The organism is Rhodococcoides sp. S146-33 (assembly GCF_059489205.1).
This window is the reverse complement of the sequence record NZ_JCAJWY010000003.1, coordinates 258,070-281,694: the sequence shown is the minus strand read 5'-3', so window position 1 is coordinate 281,694 and position 23,625 is coordinate 258,070. Positions and strand designations below refer to the sequence as shown.

General features: G+C 64.5%; 21 protein-coding genes. 10 read left to right on the top strand and 11 right to left on the bottom strand.

What is annotated here, in order from left to right:
• Window positions 1–22: 22 nt before the first annotated feature.
• Complete coding sequence (locus AC5WEY_RS17000) at window positions 23–1,033, top strand: M23 family metallopeptidase (protein WP_495646781.1); 1,011 nt, start codon at window positions 23–25, stop codon at window positions 1,031–1,033.
• 71 nt (window positions 1,034–1,104) lie between these two features.
• Here the strand turns inward: AC5WEY_RS17000 and pcrA are convergent, their stop codons facing one another.
• The gene (gene pcrA, locus AC5WEY_RS16995; protein WP_495646780.1) at window positions 1,105–3,579 is read right to left on the bottom strand and encodes a DNA helicase PcrA; all 2,475 of its coding nucleotides are present in this window, start codon (window positions 3,577–3,579) and stop codon (window positions 1,105–1,107) included.
• 329 nt (window positions 3,580–3,908) lie between these two features.
• On the opposite strand from pcrA, the gene AC5WEY_RS16990 reads away from it, so the two are divergent.
• Window positions 3,909–4,199 carry a chorismate mutase gene (locus AC5WEY_RS16990; RefSeq protein ID WP_032378292.1) on the top strand — a complete coding sequence of 97 codons (291 nt, stop codon included), beginning with the start codon at window positions 3,909–3,911 and terminating at the stop codon, window positions 4,197–4,199.
• A 46-nt stretch (window positions 4,200–4,245) separates the two neighbouring features.
• Here the strand turns inward: AC5WEY_RS16990 and AC5WEY_RS16985 are convergent, their stop codons facing one another.
• Entirely contained in the window at window positions 4,246–5,697 is a 1,452-nt protein-coding gene (locus tag AC5WEY_RS16985) for an NAD-dependent succinate-semialdehyde dehydrogenase (protein WP_495646916.1), read from the bottom strand.
• An 83-nt stretch (window positions 5,698–5,780) separates the two neighbouring features.
• Here AC5WEY_RS16985 and pgi point away from each other — a divergent pair, with 83 nt between their 5' ends.
• Together pgi and AC5WEY_RS16975 are read left to right on the top strand one after the other, a co-directional pair.
• The gene (gene pgi / locus AC5WEY_RS16980; protein ID WP_495646779.1) at window positions 5,781–7,430 is read left to right on the top strand and encodes a glucose-6-phosphate isomerase; all 1,650 of its coding nucleotides are present in this window, start codon (window positions 5,781–5,783) and stop codon (window positions 7,428–7,430) included.
• Window positions 7,431–7,561: 131 nt separating this feature from the next.
• A complete protein-coding gene (locus tag AC5WEY_RS16975; protein WP_495646778.1) occupies window positions 7,562–8,530 on the top strand; it encodes a type IV toxin-antitoxin system AbiEi family antitoxin domain-containing protein in 969 nt (322 codons plus the stop codon).
• Window positions 8,531–8,581: 51 nt separating this feature from the next.
• Here AC5WEY_RS16975 and AC5WEY_RS16970 read toward each other — a convergent pair whose 3' ends face one another.
• Together AC5WEY_RS16970 and AC5WEY_RS16965 are read right to left on the bottom strand one after the other, a co-directional pair.
• Window positions 8,582–10,198 carry an acyl-CoA dehydrogenase family protein gene (locus AC5WEY_RS16970; RefSeq protein ID WP_495646777.1) on the bottom strand — a complete coding sequence of 539 codons (1,617 nt, stop codon included), beginning with the start codon at window positions 10,196–10,198 and terminating at the stop codon, window positions 8,582–8,584.
• A complete protein-coding gene (locus AC5WEY_RS16965) occupies window positions 10,185–10,787 on the bottom strand; it encodes a TetR/AcrR family transcriptional regulator (protein ID WP_495646776.1) in 603 nt (200 codons plus the stop codon). The genes AC5WEY_RS16970 and AC5WEY_RS16965 overlap by 14 nt, the downstream gene beginning before the upstream one ends.
• Before the next feature lie 59 nt (window positions 10,788–10,846).
• On the opposite strand from AC5WEY_RS16965, the gene AC5WEY_RS16960 reads away from it, so the two are divergent.
• The 3 genes from AC5WEY_RS16960 to AC5WEY_RS16950 are packed head-to-tail and all read left to right on the top strand — an operon-like array spanning window position 10,847 to window position 13,120.
• Entirely contained in the window at window positions 10,847–11,611 is a 765-nt protein-coding gene (locus AC5WEY_RS16960; protein WP_057479204.1) for a crotonase/enoyl-CoA hydratase family protein, read from the top strand.
• The gene (locus AC5WEY_RS16955; protein WP_495646775.1) at window positions 11,608–12,858 is read left to right on the top strand and encodes a hypothetical protein; all 1,251 of its coding nucleotides are present in this window, start codon (window positions 11,608–11,610) and stop codon (window positions 12,856–12,858) included. The genes AC5WEY_RS16960 and AC5WEY_RS16955 overlap by 4 nt, the downstream gene beginning before the upstream one ends.
• Window positions 12,859–12,874: 16 nt before the next feature.
• Complete coding sequence (locus tag AC5WEY_RS16950) at window positions 12,875–13,120, top strand: DUF2630 family protein (RefSeq protein ID WP_495646774.1); 246 nt, start codon at window positions 12,875–12,877, stop codon at window positions 13,118–13,120.
• Between the two features lie 66 nt (window positions 13,121–13,186).
• Here the strand turns inward: AC5WEY_RS16950 and AC5WEY_RS16945 are convergent, their stop codons facing one another.
• Window positions 13,187–13,945 (bottom strand): SDR family oxidoreductase, encoded by a 759-nt coding sequence (locus AC5WEY_RS16945; protein WP_495646773.1) that lies wholly within the window; start codon window positions 13,943–13,945, stop codon window positions 13,187–13,189.
• Between the two features lie 29 nt (window positions 13,946–13,974).
• Between AC5WEY_RS16945 and AC5WEY_RS16940 the strand changes: the two genes are divergently transcribed.
• On the top strand, window positions 13,975–15,432 hold the full coding sequence (locus tag AC5WEY_RS16940) for a dihydrolipoyl dehydrogenase family protein (RefSeq protein ID WP_495646772.1): 1,458 nt from the start codon (window positions 13,975–13,977) through the stop codon (window positions 15,430–15,432).
• On the opposite strand, the gene AC5WEY_RS16935 is transcribed toward AC5WEY_RS16940, so the two are convergent.
• A complete protein-coding gene (locus AC5WEY_RS16935; protein WP_495646771.1) occupies window positions 15,426–16,832 on the bottom strand; it encodes an APC family permease in 1,407 nt (468 codons plus the stop codon). The two genes, AC5WEY_RS16940 and AC5WEY_RS16935, sit on opposite strands and share 7 nt — an antisense overlap.
• Before the next feature lie 60 nt (window positions 16,833–16,892).
• Here AC5WEY_RS16935 and AC5WEY_RS16930 point away from each other — a divergent pair, with 60 nt between their 5' ends.
• Both AC5WEY_RS16930 and AC5WEY_RS16925 read left to right on the top strand, forming a co-directional pair.
• The gene (locus AC5WEY_RS16930; protein ID WP_495646770.1) at window positions 16,893–17,507 is read left to right on the top strand and encodes a TMEM175 family protein; all 615 of its coding nucleotides are present in this window, start codon (window positions 16,893–16,895) and stop codon (window positions 17,505–17,507) included.
• A gap of 9 nt (window positions 17,508–17,516) precedes the next feature.
• Window positions 17,517–18,293: an IclR family transcriptional regulator gene (locus AC5WEY_RS16925; protein ID WP_495646769.1), complete on the top strand. Its 777-nt coding sequence runs from the start codon at window positions 17,517–17,519 to the stop codon at window positions 18,291–18,293.
• On the opposite strand, the gene AC5WEY_RS16920 is transcribed toward AC5WEY_RS16925, so the two are convergent.
• From AC5WEY_RS16920 to AC5WEY_RS16900, 5 genes are all read right to left on the bottom strand, one after another.
• Window positions 18,281–19,270, bottom strand: a complete 990-nt coding sequence (locus tag AC5WEY_RS16920; RefSeq protein WP_495646768.1) for a 2-hydroxyacid dehydrogenase — start codon at window positions 19,268–19,270, stop codon at window positions 18,281–18,283. The two genes, AC5WEY_RS16925 and AC5WEY_RS16920, sit on opposite strands and share 13 nt — an antisense overlap.
• Window positions 19,267–20,190, bottom strand: coding sequence for a hydroxymethylglutaryl-CoA lyase-like TIM-barrel protein (locus tag AC5WEY_RS16915; RefSeq protein ID WP_495646767.1), 924 nt, complete (start codon window positions 20,188–20,190; stop codon window positions 19,267–19,269). The genes AC5WEY_RS16920 and AC5WEY_RS16915 overlap by 4 nt, the downstream gene beginning before the upstream one ends.
• Window positions 20,191–21,402, bottom strand: coding sequence for a CaiB/BaiF CoA transferase family protein (locus tag AC5WEY_RS16910; RefSeq protein WP_495646766.1), 1,212 nt, complete (start codon window positions 21,400–21,402; stop codon window positions 20,191–20,193).
• Between the two features lie 62 nt (window positions 21,403–21,464).
• Window positions 21,465–22,856 carry a GntP family permease gene (locus tag AC5WEY_RS16905; RefSeq protein ID WP_495646765.1) on the bottom strand — a complete coding sequence of 464 codons (1,392 nt, stop codon included), beginning with the start codon at window positions 22,854–22,856 and terminating at the stop codon, window positions 21,465–21,467.
• Window positions 22,857–23,006: 150 nt separating this feature from the next.
• Window positions 23,007–23,567, bottom strand: coding sequence for a molybdenum cofactor biosysynthesis protein (locus tag AC5WEY_RS16900; RefSeq protein WP_495646764.1), 561 nt, complete (start codon window positions 23,565–23,567; stop codon window positions 23,007–23,009).
• Window positions 23,568–23,625: the final 58 nt, after the last annotated feature.

Genomic DNA, 23,625 nt, shown 5'->3' with positions numbered 1-23,625 from the left:
CGGATAACGGAGGTTGTAGGTCTTGCAGCAACACCGTGCGTCCTTCACTTCCAGCCGATTCTCTCGACCCACCGCTGAAGAAGCGACCACGGTCTACAGCTACGAGCCTGCCGACGACAACAGCGCATACGACGCGTACTCCTACCCCGCGTATCAGTACGCCGAGGCCGAGTTCGTCGACACCGCCTACGTCGCACCCGACGAAGCGCCGACCGTCGTCACGACATTTGCGACCACCGCAGACACCACCCCCGTGGCCCGTCGCGGCGGAGCGCACCGAATCCCGCTTCCTCCCACCGCCCTCAAAGGTCGCGCTGCTGTTCTCGCCGTCGCCGCCGGTGCCGTCGTAGCTGCAGGCCAAGCCGTCATCAACGACGACTCGCCCACCGCGGTCGCCACGTCCGAGTACGCACTCGCCGCCGGTGAAGCACCCGCCGCCGCAGCAGTCGCAGCCACCACCGCCCCGCAGACCACCGAACTCGCCGCAGACTCGTCGAGCTCGGCACCGTCGCAGGCACCGCAGATCCTCAGCGTCGCGGCTCCGGCCGATCTGAGCCAGTTCAACGACCTGCTCGCCAAGGGGCAGCGCTTCAGCGACGAGCGTGCGGCACGCGAAGCAGCGGCACGCCGCCCCCTGTTCGCTCTGCCTGCCCAGGGCACCTACACCTCCAACTTCGGTACGCGCTGGGGCGTTCTGCACGCTGGTGTCGACGTTGCCAACGCCATCGGAACTCCGATCTACGCCGTCGCCGACGGCAAGGTCATCGACTCCGGTCCGGCTGCAGGTTTCGGTATGTGGGTACGCGTGCAGCACGCAGACGGCACTATCACCGTCTACGGCCACGTCGACACCACGCTCGTCACCGTCGGCCAAGACGTCATGGCGGGCGACCAGATCGCCACGATGGGCAACCGCGGCTTCTCCACCGGCCCGCACCTGCACTTCGAGGTCCACCTCCCCGGCGAGCTCAAGATCGATCCGCTTCCCTGGCTCGCGTCCCGAGGAATTTCCCTCGGACCCGAAATGGACTGAATTCTCTTTTACTGCTGCACAACAAGCCGGACCCCGCTTTCGCAGGGCCCGGCTTTCTCGTTCTGAACCTCTTACAGCTTGGTCATCGGGACGCCGCCGATGAGCATCATCTTGACGCGGCCGGCCGAACCGAAGTCGATCAGGACCATTGCCTTGACTCCGGCACCGGTCGATTCCAGCACCGTGCCCAGTCCGTACTTGTCGTGACTGACTCGATCGCCCACAGCGAGAACGAGATTCGAGTTGCGCCCCTTGGCGGCACCGAAGCTGGGCGACGAGCTCTGGCCGCGTGACGAGGAGCCGCCGTAACTGTTCGATCCGTAACCACCACCCGAGCCGTAACTGTTCGAGCCGTAGCTGCCGGATCTGCCGCCGCCGATCGCGCGGCCACCACCGTGGCCGGGATCCTCACGACGCCAGTCGATCAGGTGTTGCGGAACTTCTTGCAGGAAGCGCGATTCCGGGTTCGCAATGGGTTGGCCCCACGCCGACCGCATGATCGCGCGCGTGAGGTAGAGCCGCTGCCGAGCGCGGGTGATGCCCACGTAGGCCAGGCGTCGTTCCTCGGACAGCTCGTTCGGATCACCCAGCGCTCGCATGTGCGGGAATTGGCCGTCCTCCCAACCGGTCACGAAGACGACCGGAAACTCCAGGCCCTTCGCGGTGTGCAGCGTCATCAATGTGACCACGCCGGTGCCGGAGTCCGGAATCTGATCGGTATCGGCCACCAGGGAGACCCGTTCGAGAAACGCCGCCAGCGAACCCGGTTCCGCCAAACCGTCGACGCCGCCGTCGTCCTCGCTTCGGTCGTCGCCTGTCTCGAGCGCTTCCTCTGCCACAGCGGCTTGGTTTCGCGCCTCGGACGTGAACTCTCGTGCCACGCTGACGAGTTCGTTGAGGTTGTCCAGGCGGGCACCGTCCTGCGGATCACTGCTGGCTTCGAGTTCGGCGCGGTAGCCCGTGCGGTCGAGAACGGCTTCGACGACATCGCCGATATCTGCGATGTCGTTTCCGTCGCCGTCGGTCGCGGTGAGTACGGCACGCAGTTCGTCGAGCAATTCCATGAACTGCGCGATCAGCTTCTGCTGCCGCGAGTTGAGCAACGCCACCTTGCCCGCGGCTGCGTCGTGCAGAGCGCGGGAGAAGCTGATGTCACGTTGCTCTGCGTGGACGGCGACACACGCCTCGGCACGATCACCGATCCCGCGGCGCGGGGTGTTCAGGATGCGCCGCATGCTGACGGTGTCGTCCTCGTTGGACAGCACCCGCAGATACGCAACCAGGTCCCGGACTTCCTTGCGCTCGTAGAACCGGACGCCGCCGACGACCTTGTACGGCAGACCGAGCCGAATGAAGATCTCTTCGAGCGCACGCGAGGAGTTGTTAGTGCGATAGAACACCGCCACCTCGTCGAAGCGCACATCTCCGCCGTCGACGAGTCGGTCGATCTCCGAGGCCACGAACGACGCCTCGTCGTGCTCGTTGTCTGCCACATAACCGACGATCAACTCGCCCTCGCCGGTGTCGGTCCACAACTTCTTCTCGCGTCGCCCGATGTTGCGAGAGATCACGGCATTGGCGGCCGAGAGGATGTTCTGCGTCGACCGGTAGTTCTGCTCGAGCAAGATGGTGCGAGCGTCGGGGTAATCCCGCTCGAACTCCTCGATGTTGCGGATGGTCGCGCCGCGGAACGCGTAGATGGACTGATCCGCGTCGCCCACCACGCACAGCTCACCCGGAGCGACGGTGCCCTCGAGTGCTCCGTCGGCATCGGGAGTACCCACCAGCTCTCGCACCAGCATGTACTGAGCGTGGTTGGTGTCCTGATACTCGTCGACCAGCACGTGGCGGAACCTGCGGCGGTAGTACTGGGCCACCTGCGGGAAGGCTTGCAGAATGCCCACTGTTTCGCCGATGAGGTCGTCGAAGTCCATGGCGTTGGCCGCGCGTAGACGCTGCTGATAGATGCGATAGACCTTCGCGACGAGCCGTGGCAGTTCGGCGGGGTCGCCGTCGGCGTCCTCTGTTGCCTTGTCCGGGCCGATCAGCTCGTTCTTCAAGTTCGAGATCGCAGTCGACAGCAGCCGTGCCGAAAACTTCTTGGTGTCGATCTGCAGATCTTTGGAGATCATCGTCAGCAATCGGCGCGAGTCGTCTGCGTCGTAGATCGAGAAGTTCGAGTTCAGTCCGGGCAGCAGCGCGGCCTGCGCCCGGAGGATGCGCACACAACTCGAGTGGAACGTCGATACCCACATTGCGTTCGCCCGCGGTCCCACCAGACCCGCGACTCGCTCGCGCATCTCGGCGGCGGCCTTGTTGGTGAACGTGATGGCCAGAATCTGACCTGGCGACACCCCTCGCTCGGCGAGCAGATACGCGATACGACGCGTCAGCACCGCTGTCTTGCCCGAGCCGGCTCCAGCCACGATGAGCAGCGGCGATCCGGTGTGCATCACGGCCTCACGCTGCTGAGGATTGAGTCCTTCCAGCAACGCGTCGGACGCAGCGTTCTTACGGGACGCGAGGCCTTGAAGGAATGTGTTCATCGTCAGGTCAGGTTACCGGCGCGTACCGACAAACCCACATCGCGTGGTCCCGGCCTCGACGGACGACTTTTCAGGACGGTCGGCCCGTGGCACACTGGATCGGTGATCGAAAAAACCGTACGTCATTGCCTGCGTCGGGTCGGCCGCTCCTATGACACTCGTACGGGAGCCTGTCGATAGACGCAACGCCCCTGTTTTCAGGCGGGGCTCGAAGGTCCGGGCAGAAAGTGGAGCCGGGAACCGAGCCGCCGAGCGATGCAGTTCCGAATACGAAAGGCGTAACGGTGACGGACGACGCAGCGATCCAAGATGTGACCCGAGGAGAGACGATGGCCATGACGACGAAGATCGACTCAGAGATTGCAGTGCCTTCCAGCGAGGCTGAGATCAACGATTTGCGCCAGGAAATCGACCGCCTCGACGCCGAGATCCTGACGGCCATCAAGCGCCGCTCCGAGGTCTCGCAGATCATCGGCCGCACCCGGATGGCCTCCGGCGGTCCGCGCCTCGTGCACAGCCGCGAAATGAAGGTACTCGAGCGTTTCAGCAGCCTCGGTCAGGAAGGCCACACGCTGGCCATGCTCCTGCTCCGCCTCGGTCGCGGTCGCCTCGGACACTGATCGACCCTCCGGTTGGGCGCGCAGTGTGCACGCCCAACCGCTAGCTCTACTTCAATGCGATGTACTTGGTCTCGAGGTACTCCTCGATGCCCTCGGATCCGCCTTCACGGCCGAATCCCGATTCCTTCACTCCACCGAAGGGCGCTGCCGCGTCCGAGATCACTCCGCGGTTGACGCCCACCATTCCGCTGTCGATGGCGTCGGCCACCCGTAGCGCGCGGTCCAGGTTCTCCGTGTAGATGTACGACGCCAAGCCGTACTCGGTGGCGTTGGCCGCGTCGATACCTTCCTGCTCGGTGTCGAAACCGACGATCGGAGCGACCGGCCCGAACACCTCCTCCTTCAGGATCCTGGCCTCCGCCGGCACGTCGGTGAGCACGGTCGCCGGGTAGAAGTACCCGTCGCCGCCGGGTGCGCTGCCGCCGAGCGCCACCGTCGCTCCCTTCTCCACTGCATCGTCGACGAGCTCTTGGACGGTGTCGAGCTGGTCTGCGTTGATCAGCGGGCCCAGCTTGGTATCGGGGTCGACGCCGGGTCCGAGCTTCATCTCGGACATCTTCGCCACCAACTTGGTGGTGAACTCCTCGCGAACGCTGTTGTGTACGTGCAGCCGGTTCGCCGCGGTGCAGGCCTCCCCGCCGTTGCGCATCTTGGCCAACATTGCACCGTCCACCGCGTCGTCTACGTTCGCGTCGTCGAACACCACGAACGGGGCGTTACCACCGAGTTCCATCGACGTCCGTAGCAATCTCGTCGCCGATTTCTCGACGAGCGACTTCCCGACTCCCGTCGAGCCGGTGAACGTGAGCTTCCGCAACCGCGGGTCTTCCAGCAGCGGTCCGGTGACGTCACCGGACTTCGACGTCGTCAGTACCGAGAGCACACCTTCCGGCAGGCCGACCTCGTCGAAGATCTGCGCGAGCAGCAGCATCGTCAGTGGCGTCTCGCGGGCCGGCTTCACGACGATGGTGCAGCCGGCGGCCAGAGCGGGCCCGATCTTCCTGGTACCCATCGCCAACGGGAAATTCCACGGCGTGATCGCCAATACCGGGCCCACCGGAGCCTTGGTGACGAGGATTCGACCGTTGCCTGCGGGCGCCGGGGTGTAGCGGCCGCCGATGCGCACTGCTTCCTCGGCGAACCAACGGAAAAACTCGGCTCCGTACTTCACCTCCGCTTTGGACTCGGCCAACGCCTTGCCCATTTCGAGGGTCATCAGCAGTGCGATGTCGTCGGCGCGTTCGGTGACCTTCTCGAATGCCGCTCGCAAAATTTCACTGCGCTCGCGCGCAGGCGTTGCCGCCCAGCCCTTCTGCGCTGCAGCGGCGGCGTCGAGCGCCTTCATCGCGTCGGCGGGCGATGCGTCCGCCACCTCGGTGAGGGGCTTGCCGGTCGCGGGATCGTTCACCGCGAACGTCTTGCCTCCCTCGGCGTCGACGGCCTTGCCGCCGATCCACAGTTTTGCCGGTATCGATTCGATCAATGCACGTTGGTCCATACCGTCCATGATGCCTCCGCAGCGCCTGATGCAAACGACAAACGACGCGCGCGCGACTCGGCACGGGATTACTGTTGGTTCGTATGAGCGTCGATATCACCGGCACGGATGCCTGGCAGAAGCTGACCGATCACCACTCCACGATCGCCGATACTCATCTTCGGACATTGTTCGCAGAGGACGCCGACCGTGCGCGCACGTTCACCCTCGACGCCGCCGATCTCCATATCGATTACAGCAAGCACCGGATCACTCGCGAGACCGTCGAGTTGCTCGTCGAACTCGCCCGCACCGCCGACGTCGAAGGCAAGCGGGACGCGATGTTCGCGGGCGAGCACATCAACACCTCCGAGGACCGCGCCGTTCTGCACACTGCGTTGCGACTACCGGCCGACGCGTCGCTGACCGTCGACGGCCAGGACGTCGTCGCCGATGTACACGAAGTCCTCACTGCGATGGGCGAATTCACCGATCGAGTACGTTCGGGCGAATGGGTCGGTGCCACCGGCGAGAAGATCTCCACCGTCGTCAACATCGGCATCGGTGGATCCGACCTGGGCCCGGTCATGGTCTACAACGCGCTCCGTCACTACGCCGACGCGGGGATTTCCGCGAGGTTCGTCTCCAACGTCGACCCCGCCGATCTCGTCGGCAAGCTCGACGGACTCGACCCGGCGTCGACGCTGTTCATCATCGCGTCCAAGACGTTCTCCACTCTCGAGACGCTCACCAACGCGACGGCTGCCCGTCGCTGGCTCGTCGACGCACTCGGTGAGGACGCCGTTGCCAAACACTTCGTCGCCGTCTCCACCAACGCCGAGCGCGTCGCGGATTTCGGTATCGACACCGCCAACATGTTCGGCTTCTGGGACTGGGTCGGCGGACGCTACTCCGTCGATTCGGCAATCGGCCTGTCGGTCATGGCCGTCGTCGGCAAAGAGGCGTTCGCCGAATTCCTCGACGGCTTCCACCGCATCGACGAGCATTTCCGCACCACCCCGCTTGCCGACAACGCGCCGGTACTGCTGGGCCTCATCGGCCTGTGGTACAGCTCGTTCTTCGGCGCGGAAACCCGTGCCGTGCTGCCGTATTCGAATGACCTCTCCCGCTTCGCCGCGTACCTGCAGCAGTTGACGATGGAATCCAACGGCAAGTCGGTCAAGGCCGACGGCTCCCCTGTCACCACCCCCACCGGTGAAATCTTCTGGGGTGAGCCGGGTACCAACGGCCAGCATGCCTTCTATCAATTGCTGCACCAGGGAACACGTTTGGTGCCCTCAGACTTCATCGGATTTGCCGAGCCCACCGACGATCTCCCCACCCGCGACGGCACCGGCTCGATGCACGACCTGCTGATGAGCAACTTCTTCGCCCAGACCAAGGTGCTGGCCTTCGGCAAGACTGCCGAGGAGATCGCCGCCGAGGACACACCGGCAGATGTGGTGCCGCACAAGGTGATGCCCGGCAATCGTCCGTCCACCTCGATCCTCGCGTCGAAGCTCACACCCTCAGTGGTCGGCCAGCTGATAGGCCTGTACGAGCATCAGGTATTCGTCGAGGGTGTCATCTGGGGCGTCGACTCCTACGATCAGTGGGGCGTCGAACTGGGCAAGACTCAGGCCCTGGAGCTGACACCGGTGCTCACTGATTCGGAAGCTCCTGCAGTGCAGTCGGATTCATCGACCGACGCCCTGGTGCGCTGGTACCGATCTGAGCGGGGTCGTTCGGTTTAGGGTGTCGCTTAGGCTGCGGATCAGCTCCCCAGTTTTGGAAATCTGCCTCCGATCGGCGTCTGAAATCCAAAACTGGGGAGCTTTTTAGTGGCAAACGGATCCGATTCGACGGTCGGCGCGTCCAAGCAGTCATGGACCTACCCCAGACGGATCTGTTCACGCGAGCCGATGCGCTCACCTTCGGCCTGACCGACGACGATCTTCGGCGACTCCGCCGCACCGGTGAGCTATCGGTCCTGCGCCCCGGCTTCTACGTGCCGAGCAAGGTGATGCAGTCGGCCAGTCCGACAGAACGTCACTCGCTGCTCGCACGGTCCTACCTGCTGTCCGCACCGATGGGCGAAGTGCTCAGTCATGTTTCGGCAGCGATTGCCTGGGGCTTCGACATCTGGCAACTTCCGCTGGACAAGGTGCACATGACGCATGGTCTCGACTACGCCAGCAAGCGTCGACAGCTACGTATCCTCCACGGCACCACGCTGGAACCCACCGAGCGTACGACGATCAACGGTTTTCCCGTCACCACGGCAGCGAGGACCATCGTCGACATCGCGCGAACCACCACCGTGGAACGAGCCGTGTGCGTGGGCGATAGCGCACTGCGGTCCGGCCACACCGATTCCGACGCCCTGTCGACGGCAGTGGAGTCGGCCCGCTTCCGCACCGGTATCTCCGCCGCTCGGCGAGCGGTGTCGCTGATGAGCGGACGGAGCGAAAGTGTCGGTGAATCTCGGAGTCGCATGCTCTTCGAGACGCTGCCGCTGCCCACGCCGCTGCTCAATCAGTGGGTGTACGACGGTGCGGGCCGATTCGTCGGACGCGTCGACTTTCTGTTCTGGGAGTTCAAGGTGATCGGCGAGTTCGACGGCGAATCCAAGTACGACTCGAAGCGGGTGCTCCTCGACGAGAAGTACCGCGAGGACAGACTCCGAGACCTGGGGTGGGTTGTTGTGCGTTGGAACTGGCGAGACTTGGACGATCCACGAGCTCTACTGCGCCGCTTCGAGCAAGCCTTCGCCCGCGCAGCAGCCCTGCCCGCGCCGGCCGGTTGGTTCGGAGACCAGCGCTTGGCAGCGGATCAGCTCCCCAGTTTCGGATAACCGACTCCGATCGGCGTCACACATCCGAATGTGAGGAGCCGATCCGCAACATCACACCCGCGCCAACACCGCCGCCGAATCGACTCCCGTCGGCAGCGTGCCGAAAGCAATGCCCCAGTCGCGGTCGAGTCGAGTGGCGCAGAAGGCATCGGCCACAGCGGGATTCCCGTGCATCACCAGCTGCGCACCCTGGAACGTCAGAGCCATCAGCTCGACGACGCGCCTGGCCCGGTACTCCATGTCGGAGGTGTCGGAGAGTTCTTTGCCGACCCGCGCGATGGCGTCGTCCAGTCGAGAATCCACGCCCGACGCCTGGCCGATCTCACCGAAGAAGGCCTCGACACTGTCCGGCTGCCGCGCCAACGCACGCAGGGAATCGAGTGCGGCGACGTTGCCCGACCCTTCCCAGATCGACATCAGCGGCGATTCGCGGAACAACCGAGGCATACCCGATTCCTCCACATAGCCGTTGCCACCCAGACATTCGAGCGCTTCGGCAGCATGGGCCGGTGCCCGCTTGCACACCCAGTACTTGGTGATGGCCAACGCGATTCGGCGTAGCGCACTCTCCTGCTCGTCGCCGCGGGCCGATCCGTCGGTGGCCTGTGCCAGGCGAATCATGGCGGCCGTCGCGGCCTCGGATTCGATGGTCAAGTCTGCCAGCACGTTTCGCATCAGGGGCTGATCGATCAGCTGAGTGCCGAACGCTGCTCGATGCCGGGCATGATGCACCGCGCGGACGGTGGCGTTGCGAATCCCCGCCGCCGATCCTATGACGCAGTCCAGCCTCGTCATATTGACCATCTCGATGATGGTGCGCACTCCGCGACCCTCTTCGCCGACGAGCCAGCCGGTGGCCCCGTGATATTCGAGCTCGCCGGATGCATTCGATTTGTTGCCCAGCTTGTCCTTCAATCGCTGCAGCATCATTCGGTTTCGGGTGCCGTCGGGCAGCACCCGCGGCAGCATGAAGCACGAGAGCCCGCCCGGTGCCTGCGCCAGGGTGAGGAACATGTCCGACATCGGCGCGGACGTGAACCACTTGTGGCCGGTGATCGAATACGTCCCGTCCGACGACGGAGTAGCCGTGGTGGTGTTGGCGCGAACGTCCGATCCTCCCTGCTTCTCGGTCATCGACATACCGGCGATCAGTCCACGTTTCTCGGACGGGACCCGCAGACCGAAGTCGTATTCCCGCGAAGCCAACAACGGCTCGTATTGCGCTGCCAGAGAGGGGTTGTGCCGCAATGCCGGAACGACGGCATAGGTCATCGAGATGGGGCACATATGACCGGCCTCGGTCTGCCCCCAGACGTAGAACTTCGCGGCTCGGGCAACGTGTGCACCCACGCGATCGTCGGTCCAGGGGCTGGCGTGCAGTCCGTGCTCGACGGCGACGGTCATCAAATCGTGCCAGTGCGGATGGAATTCGACTTCGTCGATGCGATGACCGTAGCGATCGTGAGTCTTCAGCACCGGCGGGTTCTCGTTCGCGAGCCGACCCCAGTCCTGAGCCTGTACTCCTCCGGCGAGGGCTCCCAGTTGCCGTACCTCGTCGACTGCCCAGCCGCCGCCGGCCCGCTCCAGGCCGTCGAGCAACGACGCATCCGCGGATGTGTCGTACGGACTCAGGTCGACTGCCTGATTGAATACCTCATGCGTGTCCATATCGAACTCCCAACGCGCGCAACGACAATGCGACCAGACCCGGGACCGGATCCTTGGATTCATGTGAAGACAACGGCCCTACCAGCACTTCGCCGACGGCACCGACCAAACCTGCCGCCGAGATCGCCGCGTCCTGCTCCGGGATCTCTCCGGCGGCGATGCCTGCCGCGATCGCGTCGGCGAATGCCTCGGTGAATTTCCGCCGAAAGACCAACCGTTCGGCGTCGACGGCGGGGTCCACCGGTTCGGCGAGCAGCGCGTAGGCCATCGTTCGGTTCTTCAGGGCTCGTCCGGCGAAGGTCTCCACCACTGCCGTCACCCGTTCGGCGGTGTTTCCCTGCCCGGCAACGGCAACCACAGCGGCGACCTCGCGGCCGCAGACCTCGCGGAAGATGGCGACCACCAGGTCTGCCTTGCCCTCGAAGTGGGTGTAGACGCTGCCTGCGGATACTCCCGCGGCTGCGGCGACCGACGCGATCGACAGCCCCGCATAGCCGTGCGTCGAGAGCACCTCGATGGCCGCAGCGAACAGCTTCTCCCGGCCGGCGTCGAGCCTGGCTTGCACCGCGGGGGTTCGGCGATAGGGCATGCAAGGATTGAAGCACTGATTCATTGCTTCACGCAAGGGTACTCGAGTAGGGTTCACACATGCCGGTACGGATCGAACGATCAGGCCCCGTCACCACGATCATTCTGTCGCGCCCGGAGGTGCGGAACGCCGTCGACGGCCCCACCGCCCAGGAGCTGACTCAGGCATTCGAGGAGTTCGACGCCGACGAGGCCGCATCGGTGGCGGTGCTGTGGGGCGAGGGCGGCACGTTCTGCTCGGGAGCCGACCTCGAGGCGCTCGGCACATCCCGCTCGAACCACGCGACCGAACACGGTGACGGCCCGATGGGTCCGACGCGAATGCGGTTGTCCAAGCCTGTCATCGCGGCGGTCTCCGGCTATGCCGTCGCGGGCGGACTCGAGCTGGCACTGTGGTGCGACCTGCGTATAGCCGAGGACGACGCCACCTTCGGCGTGTTCTGTCGCCGGTGGGGTGTTCCGTTGATCGACGGTGGCACAGTGCGATTGCCGCGCATCATCGGTACCGGTCGAGCGATGGACATGATTCTCACCGGTCGCGCCGTCGATGCCCAGGAAGCTCTGAACATCGGACTGATCACCCGAGTCGTTCCGGTGGGGCGGGCCCGCTCGGAAGCGGAGGCCTTGGCCGCTCAACTCGCTCTGCTGCCCCAGACCTGCCTGCGCGAGGATCGATTGTCCGTGCTCGAGCAGGACGGCCTGGACGAGGAATCAGCACTCAAGAACGAGTTTCGACACGGTGCCATCTCGATCACCGCCGACGCGCTCTCCGGTGCAAGCAAGTTCGTCTCGGGCGCGGGACGCCACGGCACCCCGAGCCCGTGATCTCGACGCGACTGTCGGTGATCGACGAGATCTTCCTCCGCACCCATCGCGGATATGGAATTCCCATTGCACTGCAGGGCATCTGGCGCACAAATGACACGGTGACGAGGCACGATCTCGTCCGGGTCCACCAAGAATTGGCCATCGGACAACTCGGCCGCAGAGTCGGCAAGCCCCGCATACCCGGTGCCCGACTCCGCTGGAACATCTCATCGGACTCGCTGCCGCTCGAGTACGGCAACGAGGCCGTCGACGACGTCATCGGTTGGGCCGATTCGCAGGCCGACGTTCCACTCGACCCGCAGTACGGCCCCGGTTGGCGATTGACGGCCGCTCCCCTGACACACGGCGGCACCGTGGTGTCGTTGGTCTGCTCCCATGCACTGGCCGACGCGCGGGGTCTCATCGACGCCGCCGCTCGAGCATTCCCCGGCGGGAGAACACCCGCACCCCTCGAGAATCCGGGATCGGATGCGAGGGAAGCGATCACGATGATCCTGACCGTCCTTCTTCGATCCATTGCAGCGACGGCCAGGTTGTGGGTCAGCAAGAGGGCCCGAGCCGAACTACGCGCATTCACCACCGCCGATACCGGCGGCGTCGCCCCGCACCGGGCGCGGCAGATGCACGCGGTGATCGTCGATATCGATGCCGCAGAGTGGGATTCGGCAGCGGAACACGGCGGGGGTTCGGCCAATTCCTTGTTCGTCTCCGTCGTCGCCGCCACGATGCGCGAACTCGGATCACCCGCCGTCGCCGTCGACATTCCCTTCCGCACCGGATCCGGTGATGCCAACTCGATCGGCATGGCCACCGTCGCGGTCCGCGGAGACGACTCGCCCGCGGCCATCCGAGCAGCGTGCAAGGCGGCGTTCGGCAAGCCCGTCGGAGCGCCGGCCGGCTATCCATCGGAGATCGTTCAGCTGCTCCCCCACCGAATAGCCGCGAAGCTGACGTCGACACCGGGACGCGGAGAAGTGTTGTGCTCCAACATCGGCGATATCCCGAGCGCCGTCACCACCCTCGGTCCGCACCGCTCGGGTGGGCTGGCCACCCGGGCAATACACCCGAAACCGGCGGACGCAGTGTCCACCATCAGAATGTCGACCTACATCTCTCGAATGAACGGCAACTACACGCTCTCCCTCGTGTGCACCGACGACGCCCTCGTCGGATCGTCGGCCGAGCTCACCTCAGCGCTACAACGAGCTCTCGCGACGCGAAACCTGGCCGGTAAACCCTGGTAGGTCTACCGTGGTCGCCATGAACGAGCACGATATCCACACCAAGATCCAGCAGCTCATCGCCACCGAGCACAAGCTCCGCACCGAGTCCCAGGCCGGCGACATCGACCCCGATACGGAGAAGGCCGAACTGGCCTCCCTCGAGCACGCCCTCGATCAGTGCTGGGACCTACTGCGCCAGCGCCGCGCGCGCATCGACGCGGGCAAGGACCCCGATGCCGCAACCGCCAACAGCGTCAACCAGGTCGAGGGGTATCTGCAGTAACTCTGGTCGTTCCGCAGGCTCCACTCCTGCATAACTCTGGTCGTTCCGCAGGCTCCACTCCTGCAGCTACACCATTCGATCCGTCAGCACGTTCGGCAGAAACCGCAGCGCCGCGTCGATGCCCCGCCATTTGAGGCCGGGCAGCGCGGCGCGGCGGGTTTCGCTCTCGATCGCATCGACCATCGCGGTGACCCCCTGGTCCAGAGTGGCTGTGAGAGCGGCACTGTCGCCCGCGTTCGCGGACATGTCGGTGGCGATGAAACCTGGGAGCAGCGTGGTGACGGCGATGTCGGTTCGAGCCAGTTCGGTTGCCAGCGACTCGCCCAGCGAGGCCACTGCCGCTTTGCTCGCCGAGTAGGCCGCTTTGGCTCCCGGCAGTCCCCGGTCGGCACTGATGGACGAGACGAACACCAGATGCCCGTGCTTCTGTTGACGGAAAATCGACAGTGCGGCCTCGGCCTGCGACAGGGCTCCGACGAAGTTGGTGCGCGCGGTCTGCAGGTTGGCCTCGGCCCGACCCGTTCCGATCTTCGCGCCCTTGCCGAGTCCGGCGTTGACGATCACTCGGTCGAGGCCGCCCAATTCGTCTCGCAACGTGCCGAACACCTCGCCGACTGCATCGTGATCGGTGACGTCGAGGGCACGGACCGAGACGGTGATGTTCGGGTTCTGATGCATCAATTCGACGCGAAGCTCGTCGAGTCGCTCCACTCGCCTCGCGCACAGCGCCAGATCGCGGCCCATGGCGGCGAACCGTCGGGCCATTTCCTCGCCGAGGCCCGAGCTCGCTCCGGTGATCAGAATCTTGTTCCGAGTGGTCGCCATAAACGGCGAGCCTATGTCACTGTGGAGCTATGGCATCGGACAGCTCGGAATTCGACGTGATCGTCATCGGCGGTGGCCCGGTGGGCGAGAATGCCGCACAGTACGCAATACAGGGCAGCGATCGCACCGCCGTGATCGTCGAACACGAACTGCTCGGCGGTGAATGCTCCTACTGGGCCTGTATGCCCAGCAAGGCTCTGCTGCGTCCGAGCGAAGTACTCGACACCGCGCGAAACATGCCGGGAGTCAAAGAGCTGGTGGGCGATCAGCCCCTCGACGCCGACGCGGTGCTGGCCCGGCGCGAGTCCTACACCCACAGCTTGGACGACTCCTCGCAGGTGACGTGGGCCGAATCGGCCGGAATCTCGGTGATCCGCGGCCATGGGCGACTCACCGGGGACAAGACCGTCGAGGTCGACGGCCGCACGCTCACCGCTCGTCACGCTGTTGTCCTCGCCACCGGAACCACCGCATCGGTACCGAACACCCCCGGCCTGCGCGACGCCCTTCCGTGGATCTCCCGCGATGCCACCAACATTCACGAGACGCCCGGGCACATCGCGATCATCGGCGGTGGCGTCGTCGCTACGGAGGCGGCCACCTGGTTGCTCTCTCTCGGAGCGAAGGTGACGATGATCGTCCGCGGATCGTCGCTGCTGGCCGGTTCCGAACCGTTCGCCGGTGAACTGGTCGCCGAGGCTCTGAAACAGCGCGGCGCAACGATCATGCTCGACGCCTCCCTCGGGTCGGTGTCACGCGAGAACCCCGCCGACACCGGTATCGGTCGAATCCATGGCGGGCCGGTCACTCTCACGGTCGGCGGTGACGCCCTCCACGGCAGCGAAATCACAGTGGACGAGGTTCTGGTCGCGGCAGGCCGAACCCCGGCGAGCAAGGATCTGGGACTGTCCGCCGTCGGACTCACCGACGGCGGATACGTCGAGGTGAACGATCACCTCGAGGTTGCAGGCCGCGACTGGCTGTACGCGGTGGGTGACGTCAACGGCCGCGCGCCGCTGACGCACATGGGGAAGTACCAGGGCCGGGTGGCCGGTGACGTCATTGCCGCCAAAGCCGAAGGAAAGCCGCTGGACCAGAAGCGATTCCGAGCAACGGCGGACCACGGCCAGGTACCCCAGGTCGTGTTCACGCCGCTCGAGGTGGCGTCCGTCGGATCGACCGAGGCACAAGCCCGAAAGAACGGCATCGACGTCGAGATCGTGGCGCAGGACATCGCGGTCGCGGGTTCGTCTCTGCAGCAGGACGATTACTCGGGCCGTGCGCAGCTCGTGATCGACCGCGCAAGCGACACGATAGTGGGCGCGACGTTCGTCGGACCGGGCGTCGCCGAGCTCGTTCACGCCGCCACCGTCGCGGTGGTAGGCAAGGTCTCGCTCGACGACCTGTGGCATGCGGTGCCGTCGTATCCGACGGTCAGCGAGATCTGGCTGAGGCTACTCGAGGCCCGTCGGACAGCCGATCACTGACGCATGTAGGCGGCGGCGATGCCCTCGTAGGTCTTCGGGTCGGCGCGTCTGATGCGTAGTGCCACCAGGACCCCGAGGATCGCGGCGAGAATCAGGACCACGGGGATCGCGTTGACGATCGCGGAATCGGAACCGGTCAGGATGCTGTAATGCGTTCCGGCGAGTACCAATCCGGTCATGAACCCGGCGAAACCGATTCCGGGCGCAATTCCGGTGCGCCACAGTGAGCGATCCGGATGGCCGATGAAGAACACCACCACCGACAGCGCCGCAGCGGCTTGCAGAGCAATGACTCCCAACGTTCCCAGCCCGATGGCACCGGCCGCGTAGATCAGGTATGGGTCGGCACCGGTCACCGCAAATACGGTGAGTGAGAGTGCAGCCACGACCGAGGCGGTGATGCTTCCGATGTGCGGGCTCGAATGACGCGGGTGAATTCGGCCCAGCCGCACCGGAAGTACGCGCTCTCGCCCGAGGGCGAACAGATATCGGCTGGCCGCGTTGTGCACGGCGAGATAGGACGCGAGCACGCTGGTGCACAGCAGCACCGCGGTACCGTCGTACAGCACGGTTCCGCCGTACTGCTGCGCCAGCGTGAACAGAAGATTGCCCAGTTCGCTCTCGGCCAGTATCGGTGCGTCGACACCGCCCGCGGCCCCCACGATGATCCAACTCGTCAACACGTAGAACACCGCGATGAGCGTGACCGCGATGAACGTCGCGCGCGGGATGCTGCGCCTGGGATCCTTGGTTTCCTCGCCGTACAGTGCAGCAGACTCGAAGCCGATGAAACTCGAAAAGGCGAACATCATCGCTATCCCCAGCGATCCGGAGAACACCTGCGTCGGGGTGAACGACTCCAGTGGCACCGCCGCTGTTCCCTTGTCACCCACCACCAGGACATTGAACACAGTCAGAAAAGCGAACTCGAGCACCATCAGTGTTCCCAACACCTTGGCCGAAAGGTCGGCATTTCGGAAGCCGAGGAATGCGACAATTACGACAGCGATGGCCGTGAACACGTACCACGGAATGTCGATACCGGAATCGGCAAATACCAGATGCGTGAAATATCCGAATGCTCCCGAAAGGCCACACGCCAGCGAGGTATACGCGACAACTGCGACATATGCGGCAGCTACACCGGGTGGCTTTCCCAGCGCTAGACCGATGTAGGTGTAGAACGCACCGGTGCTGTACACCTGCTGGCTGATCGCCGCGAAACCCACCGAGAAGCACAGCAGTACAACAGCACTGATTGCATAGGCAGCGGGAAGGCCGGCACCGTTGCCCCGTATCAGAGCCAACGGTACGTTGCCGATCATGGCCGCCATCGGCGCCGCAGCGGCGACAACGAGAAACACGACTCGACCGGTGGTGAGTGTTCGTCGATCGGACATCGTCCGGACGCTACTCGCAGAGAGGGCACCGTGCTGACATGCGATACAGAATGGGCTGACATGAGGAGTGGAAAGGGCAATATGGAATACCAACGCGGTTTCGAGAGACTGGTCAATTTCAGTGACGCTGTGGTCGCCATTGCCGCGACGCTGCTGGTGCTGCCACTCGTCGAGCTGGCGGATCCGGGCCAGAGCGACACTTTTGTGGACGTCTTTCGTGAACACGGAGTCGAGTTCTATGCTTTCGTGCTGAGCTTTCTGGTGATCTACACCCAATGGCTCAGTCACCATCGAGTCTTCAGGAATCTGATCGGCTATACGCGGGCTTTGATGTGGGTGAACTTCGTGTGGCTGCTCTCGATCGTCTTCCTGCCGTTCCCGACGAAGCTGATCGCCGAGAAGAACGGCTATGACTCGAGTTCGTCGACGCTCTATGTCGCCACCATCGCGGTATCGGTCATCTCCATGTTCGTCGCGGACATCATCGTCTCCCGGCACCCGTCCATCGTGGCCGAGGATTCGAGAGACCTCGAGCGCGTCCGCAACGGCGCGATCAGTTCGGTGTTGATCCTCATCGCCTTCGGTGTCACCTTCACCTCGCTCGGACTGTGGTCGCTGATGATCCTGCTGCTGACCAAGCCGATCAACCACTTGGTGAGCCGCCGGGCCGAGTAGATTGGTCGGGTGAGCACCGAGAGCACGTCGAAGCAGCAGCCGCTTCTGGTGCTGGGCAAGATCACCGAGATACTCGACGCCTTCTCGTTCGACCGTCCCTCGTTGACTCTCGGAGAGATTCAACAGACCACCGGACTACCGACCTCGACCGTCCAGCGACTGGTCACCAATCTGGTGCAGCAAGGCTTCCTGGACCGAAACGGCGATCGCATTCGCATCGGGGTGCGCATGGCCTACTGGGCCGCGACGGCGACCAAGGACCTGGACGTGCTCTCCGTCGTCAACCCGATACTCAAGGACATGCGCGATCTGACGACCGAAACGGCGTGTTTCTTTCGGCCCGAACAGAATTACCGTGTCTGCGTCGCGATCGCCGAGACACGGCATGCGCTGCGACGAGACATGTACGTGGGCAAGGTCATCCCGCTCAGCGCGGGATCGGCCAGTCGCGTCCTGCTGGCGTGGGATTCGGAACTGGCCGAGCGTGTCCTCTCCCGTGAGCTCGAATCGATGACCGAGCAGACGGTGACCGAAGCCGAGACGATGCGAGCCCTGTTGGCACAGACCAGGTCCGACGGCTACGCGATCACCACCGGTGAGCGCGAAACCGGAGCATCGGGCCTGTCCGCTCCGGTGTTCGACTCGGCGGCAGACATCGTCGGTGCCGTCACGATCAGCGGCCCGACATTGCGGATGCCGCAATCGCAGTGCGAGGCCTGGGTGGACCTGCTGATCTCGCATGCCGAGCAGATCACGAGAACCCTCGGCGGACGCTACCCCACGTGACCCCAGGCGTCGGGATTCACCGGGTGCGGAGGCAGCGAACCCCCGAACATGGCCGCGGCGTTAGTGGCACACAGCCGTGCCATCTCCGAACGCACCGACACCGTCGCGCTCCCCACGTGTGGGAGCAACACCGTATTGGGCAGGTCTGCCAGGCCGGGTTCGAGGGCCGGTTCACGCTCGTAGACGTCCAAACCTGCTGCGGCGATCGACTTCTCACGCAGTGCGACCACCAGTGCCGCCTCGTCGACCACCGGCCCCCGCGCGGTGTTGATCAGAATCGCCGACGATTTCATCGCCGCGAGTGCGGCTGAGTCCACCAGATGGTGGGTGGAGTCCGAGAGCGGAACATGCAGGGACAGAAAGTCGCTTGTCGTGACGATCTCGTCCCACGACGCATGCTCGACGCGGCCTGCGAACCCACCGAGCTCGTCCTCGGAGACCTCGCGATCGCCGGGCGGACGGGGACAGAACTTGACCGTCATGCCGAAGCCCAACGCCCGGCGAGCGGTGGCGCGGGCGATACGACCGAAGCCGGCCAGCCCCAGCACTCGACCCGAGACGTCGCTGCCGAGAAGCAGTTCCGGCTCCCATCCGGTGAACGAGCCGGAGCGGACGAACGCATCGGCCTCGACGGCGCGGCGAGCCGTGGACAGGATCAGCAGCATCGCGATGTCCGCGGTCGAATCGGTCAACACCCCAGGGGTATTGGCGACCGTGATGCCGCGTTCGGTGGCCGCCGCGACGTCGATGTTGTCGTATCCGACGGCATAGTTGGATATCCCGACGAGTGATGCCGAGGCCAGCAGCTCCGCATCGAACCGGTCGCGTAGCTGGGAGACCACGACGGAGTAGTCCCCCGAGGCGCATGCCTCGACCAACTGCTCGTGATCGAGCTCCCGCAGGTCCACTTCCCCGGCGGCGCGCAGGATATCCATGCCCGGGGCCGGGATCTCGGTGGTGACGAGGATGCGGCTCATACGACCCACTCGAACGCTCGAGCTTCGGATCGTGCGCCCTGAACGGTTTTCGATCGCATGGGCTCGCCCAGCTCGGTGAGCAGCTCCTCGGACAGAGAGACCATGGCTGCCAGGGTTTTCGGCTCGAACCAGTCCGGCCGCGTGGCGAACAGAATGTCCTCCGACGAGGTATTGCCGCTGGCCCCGGGGGCGAAGGGACAGCCACCCAGTCCGCCGAGCGAACCGTCGACCATCGTTGCTCCGGCGGAGATCGCGGCAAGAGTGTTCGTAACGCCCAGGCCCCAGGTGTCGTGCCCGTGGAACACCACTCTGCGATCCGGAGTCTCGGCGCGCACCCGCGAGATCAGTGACGACACCTGCACCGGGACGGCCTGCCCGAGGGTGTCGCAGATGACGATATCGGTTGCACCGGTTGCACGTTCGTCGTTGGCTATCTCGATGACCCGATCGGGCGGTACCTGCCCCTCGAACGGGCAGGTGAAGGACGTCGCGATGCACAGCTCGATCGCACCGCCCACCGATCGCGTGATGTCGACGGCATCGGGCATGGCCGCGAGCGACACCTCGGTGGTACGCCCGATGTTGGCCTGATTGTGCGAGTCCGACGCGGAGAAGCAGTACTGAAAGTGTCGAGCCCCCGCGGCGGCGGCCTTCTCGACGTGACGTGGAGTGGCGACCCACACCCAGCAGTGCGCGAGTTCCTCGGCCGTCAGTTCACCGATGACCTCGAGGGTGTTGGCCATCGGCGGAACCTTGTCGCCCCGCGCCATCGAGCCGATCTCGAGCGACGGTACGCCGAGTTCGATGAGGGCCCTGATGATCTCGAGCTTACGTTCGGTGGAGAGCATCTTGCCGGTGAGCTGCAGACCGTCGCGCATCGTGACGTCACGCAACTCGGCGGAAGGGTCGAATCGGTACATCTACAGGCCCATCTCTTCGTCGGTACGTCCGAGCAGTGTCGACAGTACTTCTCGGGTGTGTTCGCCCAGATCCGGTCCGACCGAACGAATCGGCAGGGCTGCGTCGCCGATCACCGGAACCACCCCGACGAACCCGACGTCGGCAAGTTCGTCGTTTCCGGTGTCCACCTGGAAGTGCTGAATCATGTTGCGGGCGGCATACTGCTCGTCGGCGACGATATCGGCCGCGGTGTAGATCGGTCCCGACGGCACCCCAGCAGCGTCGAGGATCTTCAAAGCATCTTCGCGCGAGTGCAATCCGGTCCAGGCCGAGATAGCGGCATCCAACTCGTCGCGCCGCCGCCATCGGCCCGCGTTGGACGCCAGGTCCGGATCGGCTCCCAGCTCGGGACGGTCGATGGTCTCCATGTAGCGCTGAAAGATCGCGTCGCCGTTGCCGGCGATGATGATCGAGTGGCCGTCGTTGCACGGGTAGGCGTTCGACGGGGCGATGCCCTCCATCCGGCCGCCCGTTCGTTCACGTTCGACGCCATAGGCGAGGTAATCCGGGATCAGCGATTCCATCATCGACAGAATCGACTCGTTCAGTGCGACATCGATGGAACGTTGCTCGAGCGACAACGGGTCCGATTTCTCTGCTGCGCGCTGCGTCTGACGCTGGAACAGCGCCATGACGCAACCGAATGCCGCGTACAGACCGGCGATCGAATCCCCGATCGAGACACCGACTCGCACCGGCGGGCGGTCCGGATCACCGACGAGGTTGCGGAAGCCGCCGTATGCCTCTGCGACAGCGGCGAATCCAGGTCGCTGCGACATCGGGCCGGTCTGCCCGAAGGCCGAGATACGCGTGATGATCAACTCGGGGTTCGCTGCGCTGAGCACCTCCGGCGAGATGCCCCATTTCTCCAGGGTGCCGGGCCGGAAGTTCTCGAGCACGATGTCGCACTTCGCGGCCAGATCGACGACGTCCTTGCGACCCTGTTCGGTACGCAGGTCCAGCACGATGGACTTCTTGTTCCGGTTGATCGTGCGGTAGAGCATCGACGTGCTGCCGGAGTACAACCGCCAGTTACGCAGTTCGTCTCCGGTTCCGGGCCGTTCGACCTTGATCACCTCGGCACCGAAGTCGGCGAGCATCCGCGCCGCAGTAGGGGCGGCTATGTAGTTGCCGAGTTCGAGTACTCGAACTCCGCTGAGCGGCAATGCCATCGTGTTCCTTTCGATACTCCCAGAATCAGGGCTCACAGAATCAGGGCTCACAGAATCAGGGCTCACAGAATCCAGCTCATCGGCACGATCAACGCGATGGCGATGACCGACGCCAGCGAGACACCCACCGAACACGTCTTGAGTGTGCCCCTGGTCGACTGACCCATCAAGGACTGCAGCAGCCAGAAGGTGTTGCTGGTGACGTGCACGGCGAACAGGGATCCGGCACCGGCGGCGAGTGCGATGAACACCGGGTCGAGACCGATCAGCGGAGCGACCGGGGCGAGGATGCCGGCGGAGGTGATGGCGGAGATCGTCACCGATCCGACGGCGATGTGCAGCGCGGCAGCGATGACCCACACCATCAACAGCGGCGCCGCGGTGCTGGCCGTGAAGTACTGGCCGAGGATGTCGCCGAGACCGGCTTCGTTGATGACGGCCGCGAGCGACCCGCCGACACCGGTGAGGATCAGGATCTGCCCGCTCTCGGCGAAGCCTCGGGCGAGAGCCTTCTCCACCCGGGCCTGACCGACGTGGAAGCGGCCGATGAGGCACGTCCCGACCAAGCCGATGAGCAGCGCGATCACCGGACTCGCGATGAATTCGACCACAGGTACCGATATTTCGGCCACTTCGAGTACCGCGCCGACGGCGATGAGGACGAGCGCGAGCAGCAGCGGCGAGAGCAACACCAGCAGCGAGGTCTGCTTCTCGGTGCGCACCTTCTGCGCCACGCCACCGCCGGCTTCGAGGGGCTGGTCGTCGGAATCGACGGGCTCGGGAATCACAGGCTCCGGGACTACGACGATCTGCTGCTCGTCCTTCTCCTCGTTCCACCAGCCGTGCCGGAACACGAACGACATGATGGCCACCGACAGCACGACGACGGGAACGATCAGGATCAGTCCGTAGATCATCATCTTGCCCAGCGGCACGCCGAGCAGTCCGGCCAGCGCGAGCGTCGCGACACCGGGGACCATGAACACGATTCCGCATTCGAGCGAGATGGCCAGTGCCGTAGCCATTCTCGCTGTGCCGTACTTACCGATCTTGGGGGCGAGGTTACGAGCGAGCGGCGCCGAGATCACGAGCAGCACGTCGAGGAAGATGGACTGCAACACGGTTGCGATGGTCAGCGACAGCGCGTACGGGAGCCGCTTGGGCCCGAACGTTTTCAGCAGGGTGCCGACGAGACGCTGGATGGCGCTCATCTCCTGCAGCACCGACCCCATGAGCACACCGAACGCGATGAGCAGCCCCACCTCGGCCATGATCTCGCCGAATCCGCCGGTGATGGTGTCGACGGTGGTCGATACGCCGAGCTTCGTCGCCAGACCCAGGTACGCGGCCCCGAGTACGAGCGAGATCACCGGGTTGAAGTGAAAACGAACGATGAAGACCACCACCGCCAGCACGGCGACGACGGTGTTGATCACGATCCACATGTCGGACATCGGCAATTCTTCCTGCTGGACGAGTGACCGACGCCATGAGGATCGGTGTGGTGTGATCCGTCACACCGCTACCCACATTATGGGCATAGATTTGCTTGGTGAGCAAGAATCCACACAGCAAGAATCCACGCGGGTCCGAGAAGAGCCAGGTCAGATCGGCTGCGCGCGCCTGACCGACAGCGACGCTCGTGCCGCGTCCAGCTCGACAGGGGAACGCACCATCAACTCCCCGACCCGCAGAATGCCGTCGGACAGTGGTTCCACGCGCAGTCCGCCGCGACCGATCAGCGCCTTACGTGCGCCGTCGGCCACCATGCGGTCCATCCACGCGCACGGGTGGGCCGGCCGCCCGCCGCGGAACGTGATCCAGCCGTCGCCGGAATCGAGTTCGAACTCGAGACCGCGGAGCGGGTCGAGTTCGAGACCACGCACAACTAAATTTCTTCGGGCCACCGAGGGATCGGGCACCTCCACACCGAGCACGTCCCCCACCGCTTCCCATGCCTCGACGGCCAGGAAGCTCACCGCGGCCTCCGTGTGTGCTTTGACTCCGAAGAAGCGATCACCCCGGATGCCCTTGTGGGCCACGATCTCGACACTGGGCGGCAGGTCGGTCGGTACCTCGGCCGGGCCGTCCTTGGATCTTCCGAAATACGCGTGCGAGGGGGCCCGCAGCAGCTGCACGATCTCGGCTCGGTACTCGAAAGGCATGCACTCGAGTCTGCCCGGTACCGAACCCCGCCGGTTCTTACCCACGGGTAAGGACCGA

Bases quoted from the DNA above. Each gene is read 5' to 3' on its own strand.
- pcrA (WP_495646780.1), bottom strand. From the start codon at position 3,579: ATGAACACATTCCTTCAAGGCCTCGCGTCCCGTAAGAACGCTGCGTCC.
- AC5WEY_RS16990 (WP_032378292.1), top strand. From the start codon at position 3,909: ATGGCCATGACGACGAAGATCGACTCAGAGATTGCAGTGCCTTCCAGC.
- AC5WEY_RS16985 (WP_495646916.1), bottom strand. From the start codon at position 5,697: ATGGACCAACGTGCATTGATCGAATCGATACCGGCAAAACTGTGGATC.
- pgi (WP_495646779.1), top strand. From the start codon at position 5,781: ATGAGCGTCGATATCACCGGCACGGATGCCTGGCAGAAGCTGACCGAT.
- AC5WEY_RS16975 (WP_495646778.1), top strand. From the start codon at position 7,562: ATGGACCTACCCCAGACGGATCTGTTCACGCGAGCCGATGCGCTCACC.
- AC5WEY_RS16970 (WP_495646777.1), bottom strand. From the start codon at position 10,198: ATGGACACGCATGAGGTATTCAATCAGGCAGTCGACCTGAGTCCGTAC.
- AC5WEY_RS16965 (WP_495646776.1), bottom strand. From the start codon at position 10,787: ATGCCCTATCGCCGAACCCCCGCGGTGCAAGCCAGGCTCGACGCCGGC.
- AC5WEY_RS16960 (WP_057479204.1), top strand. From the start codon at position 10,847: ATGCCGGTACGGATCGAACGATCAGGCCCCGTCACCACGATCATTCTG.
- AC5WEY_RS16950 (WP_495646774.1), top strand. From the start codon at position 12,875: ATGAACGAGCACGATATCCACACCAAGATCCAGCAGCTCATCGCCACC.
- AC5WEY_RS16945 (WP_495646773.1), bottom strand. From the start codon at position 13,945: ATGGCGACCACTCGGAACAAGATTCTGATCACCGGAGCGAGCTCGGGC.
- AC5WEY_RS16940 (WP_495646772.1), top strand. From the start codon at position 13,975: ATGGCATCGGACAGCTCGGAATTCGACGTGATCGTCATCGGCGGTGGC.
- AC5WEY_RS16935 (WP_495646771.1), bottom strand. From the start codon at position 16,832: ATGTCCGATCGACGAACACTCACCACCGGTCGAGTCGTGTTTCTCGTT.
- AC5WEY_RS16930 (WP_495646770.1), top strand. From the start codon at position 16,893: ATGAGGAGTGGAAAGGGCAATATGGAATACCAACGCGGTTTCGAGAGA.
- AC5WEY_RS16920 (WP_495646768.1), bottom strand. From the start codon at position 19,270: ATGAGCCGCATCCTCGTCACCACCGAGATCCCGGCCCCGGGCATGGAT.
- AC5WEY_RS16915 (WP_495646767.1), bottom strand. From the start codon at position 20,190: ATGTACCGATTCGACCCTTCCGCCGAGTTGCGTGACGTCACGATGCGC.
- AC5WEY_RS16910 (WP_495646766.1), bottom strand. From the start codon at position 21,402: ATGGCATTGCCGCTCAGCGGAGTTCGAGTACTCGAACTCGGCAACTAC.
- AC5WEY_RS16905 (WP_495646765.1), bottom strand. From the start codon at position 22,856: ATGTCCGACATGTGGATCGTGATCAACACCGTCGTCGCCGTGCTGGCG.
- AC5WEY_RS16900 (WP_495646764.1), bottom strand. From the start codon at position 23,567: ATGCCTTTCGAGTACCGAGCCGAGATCGTGCAGCTGCTGCGGGCCCCC.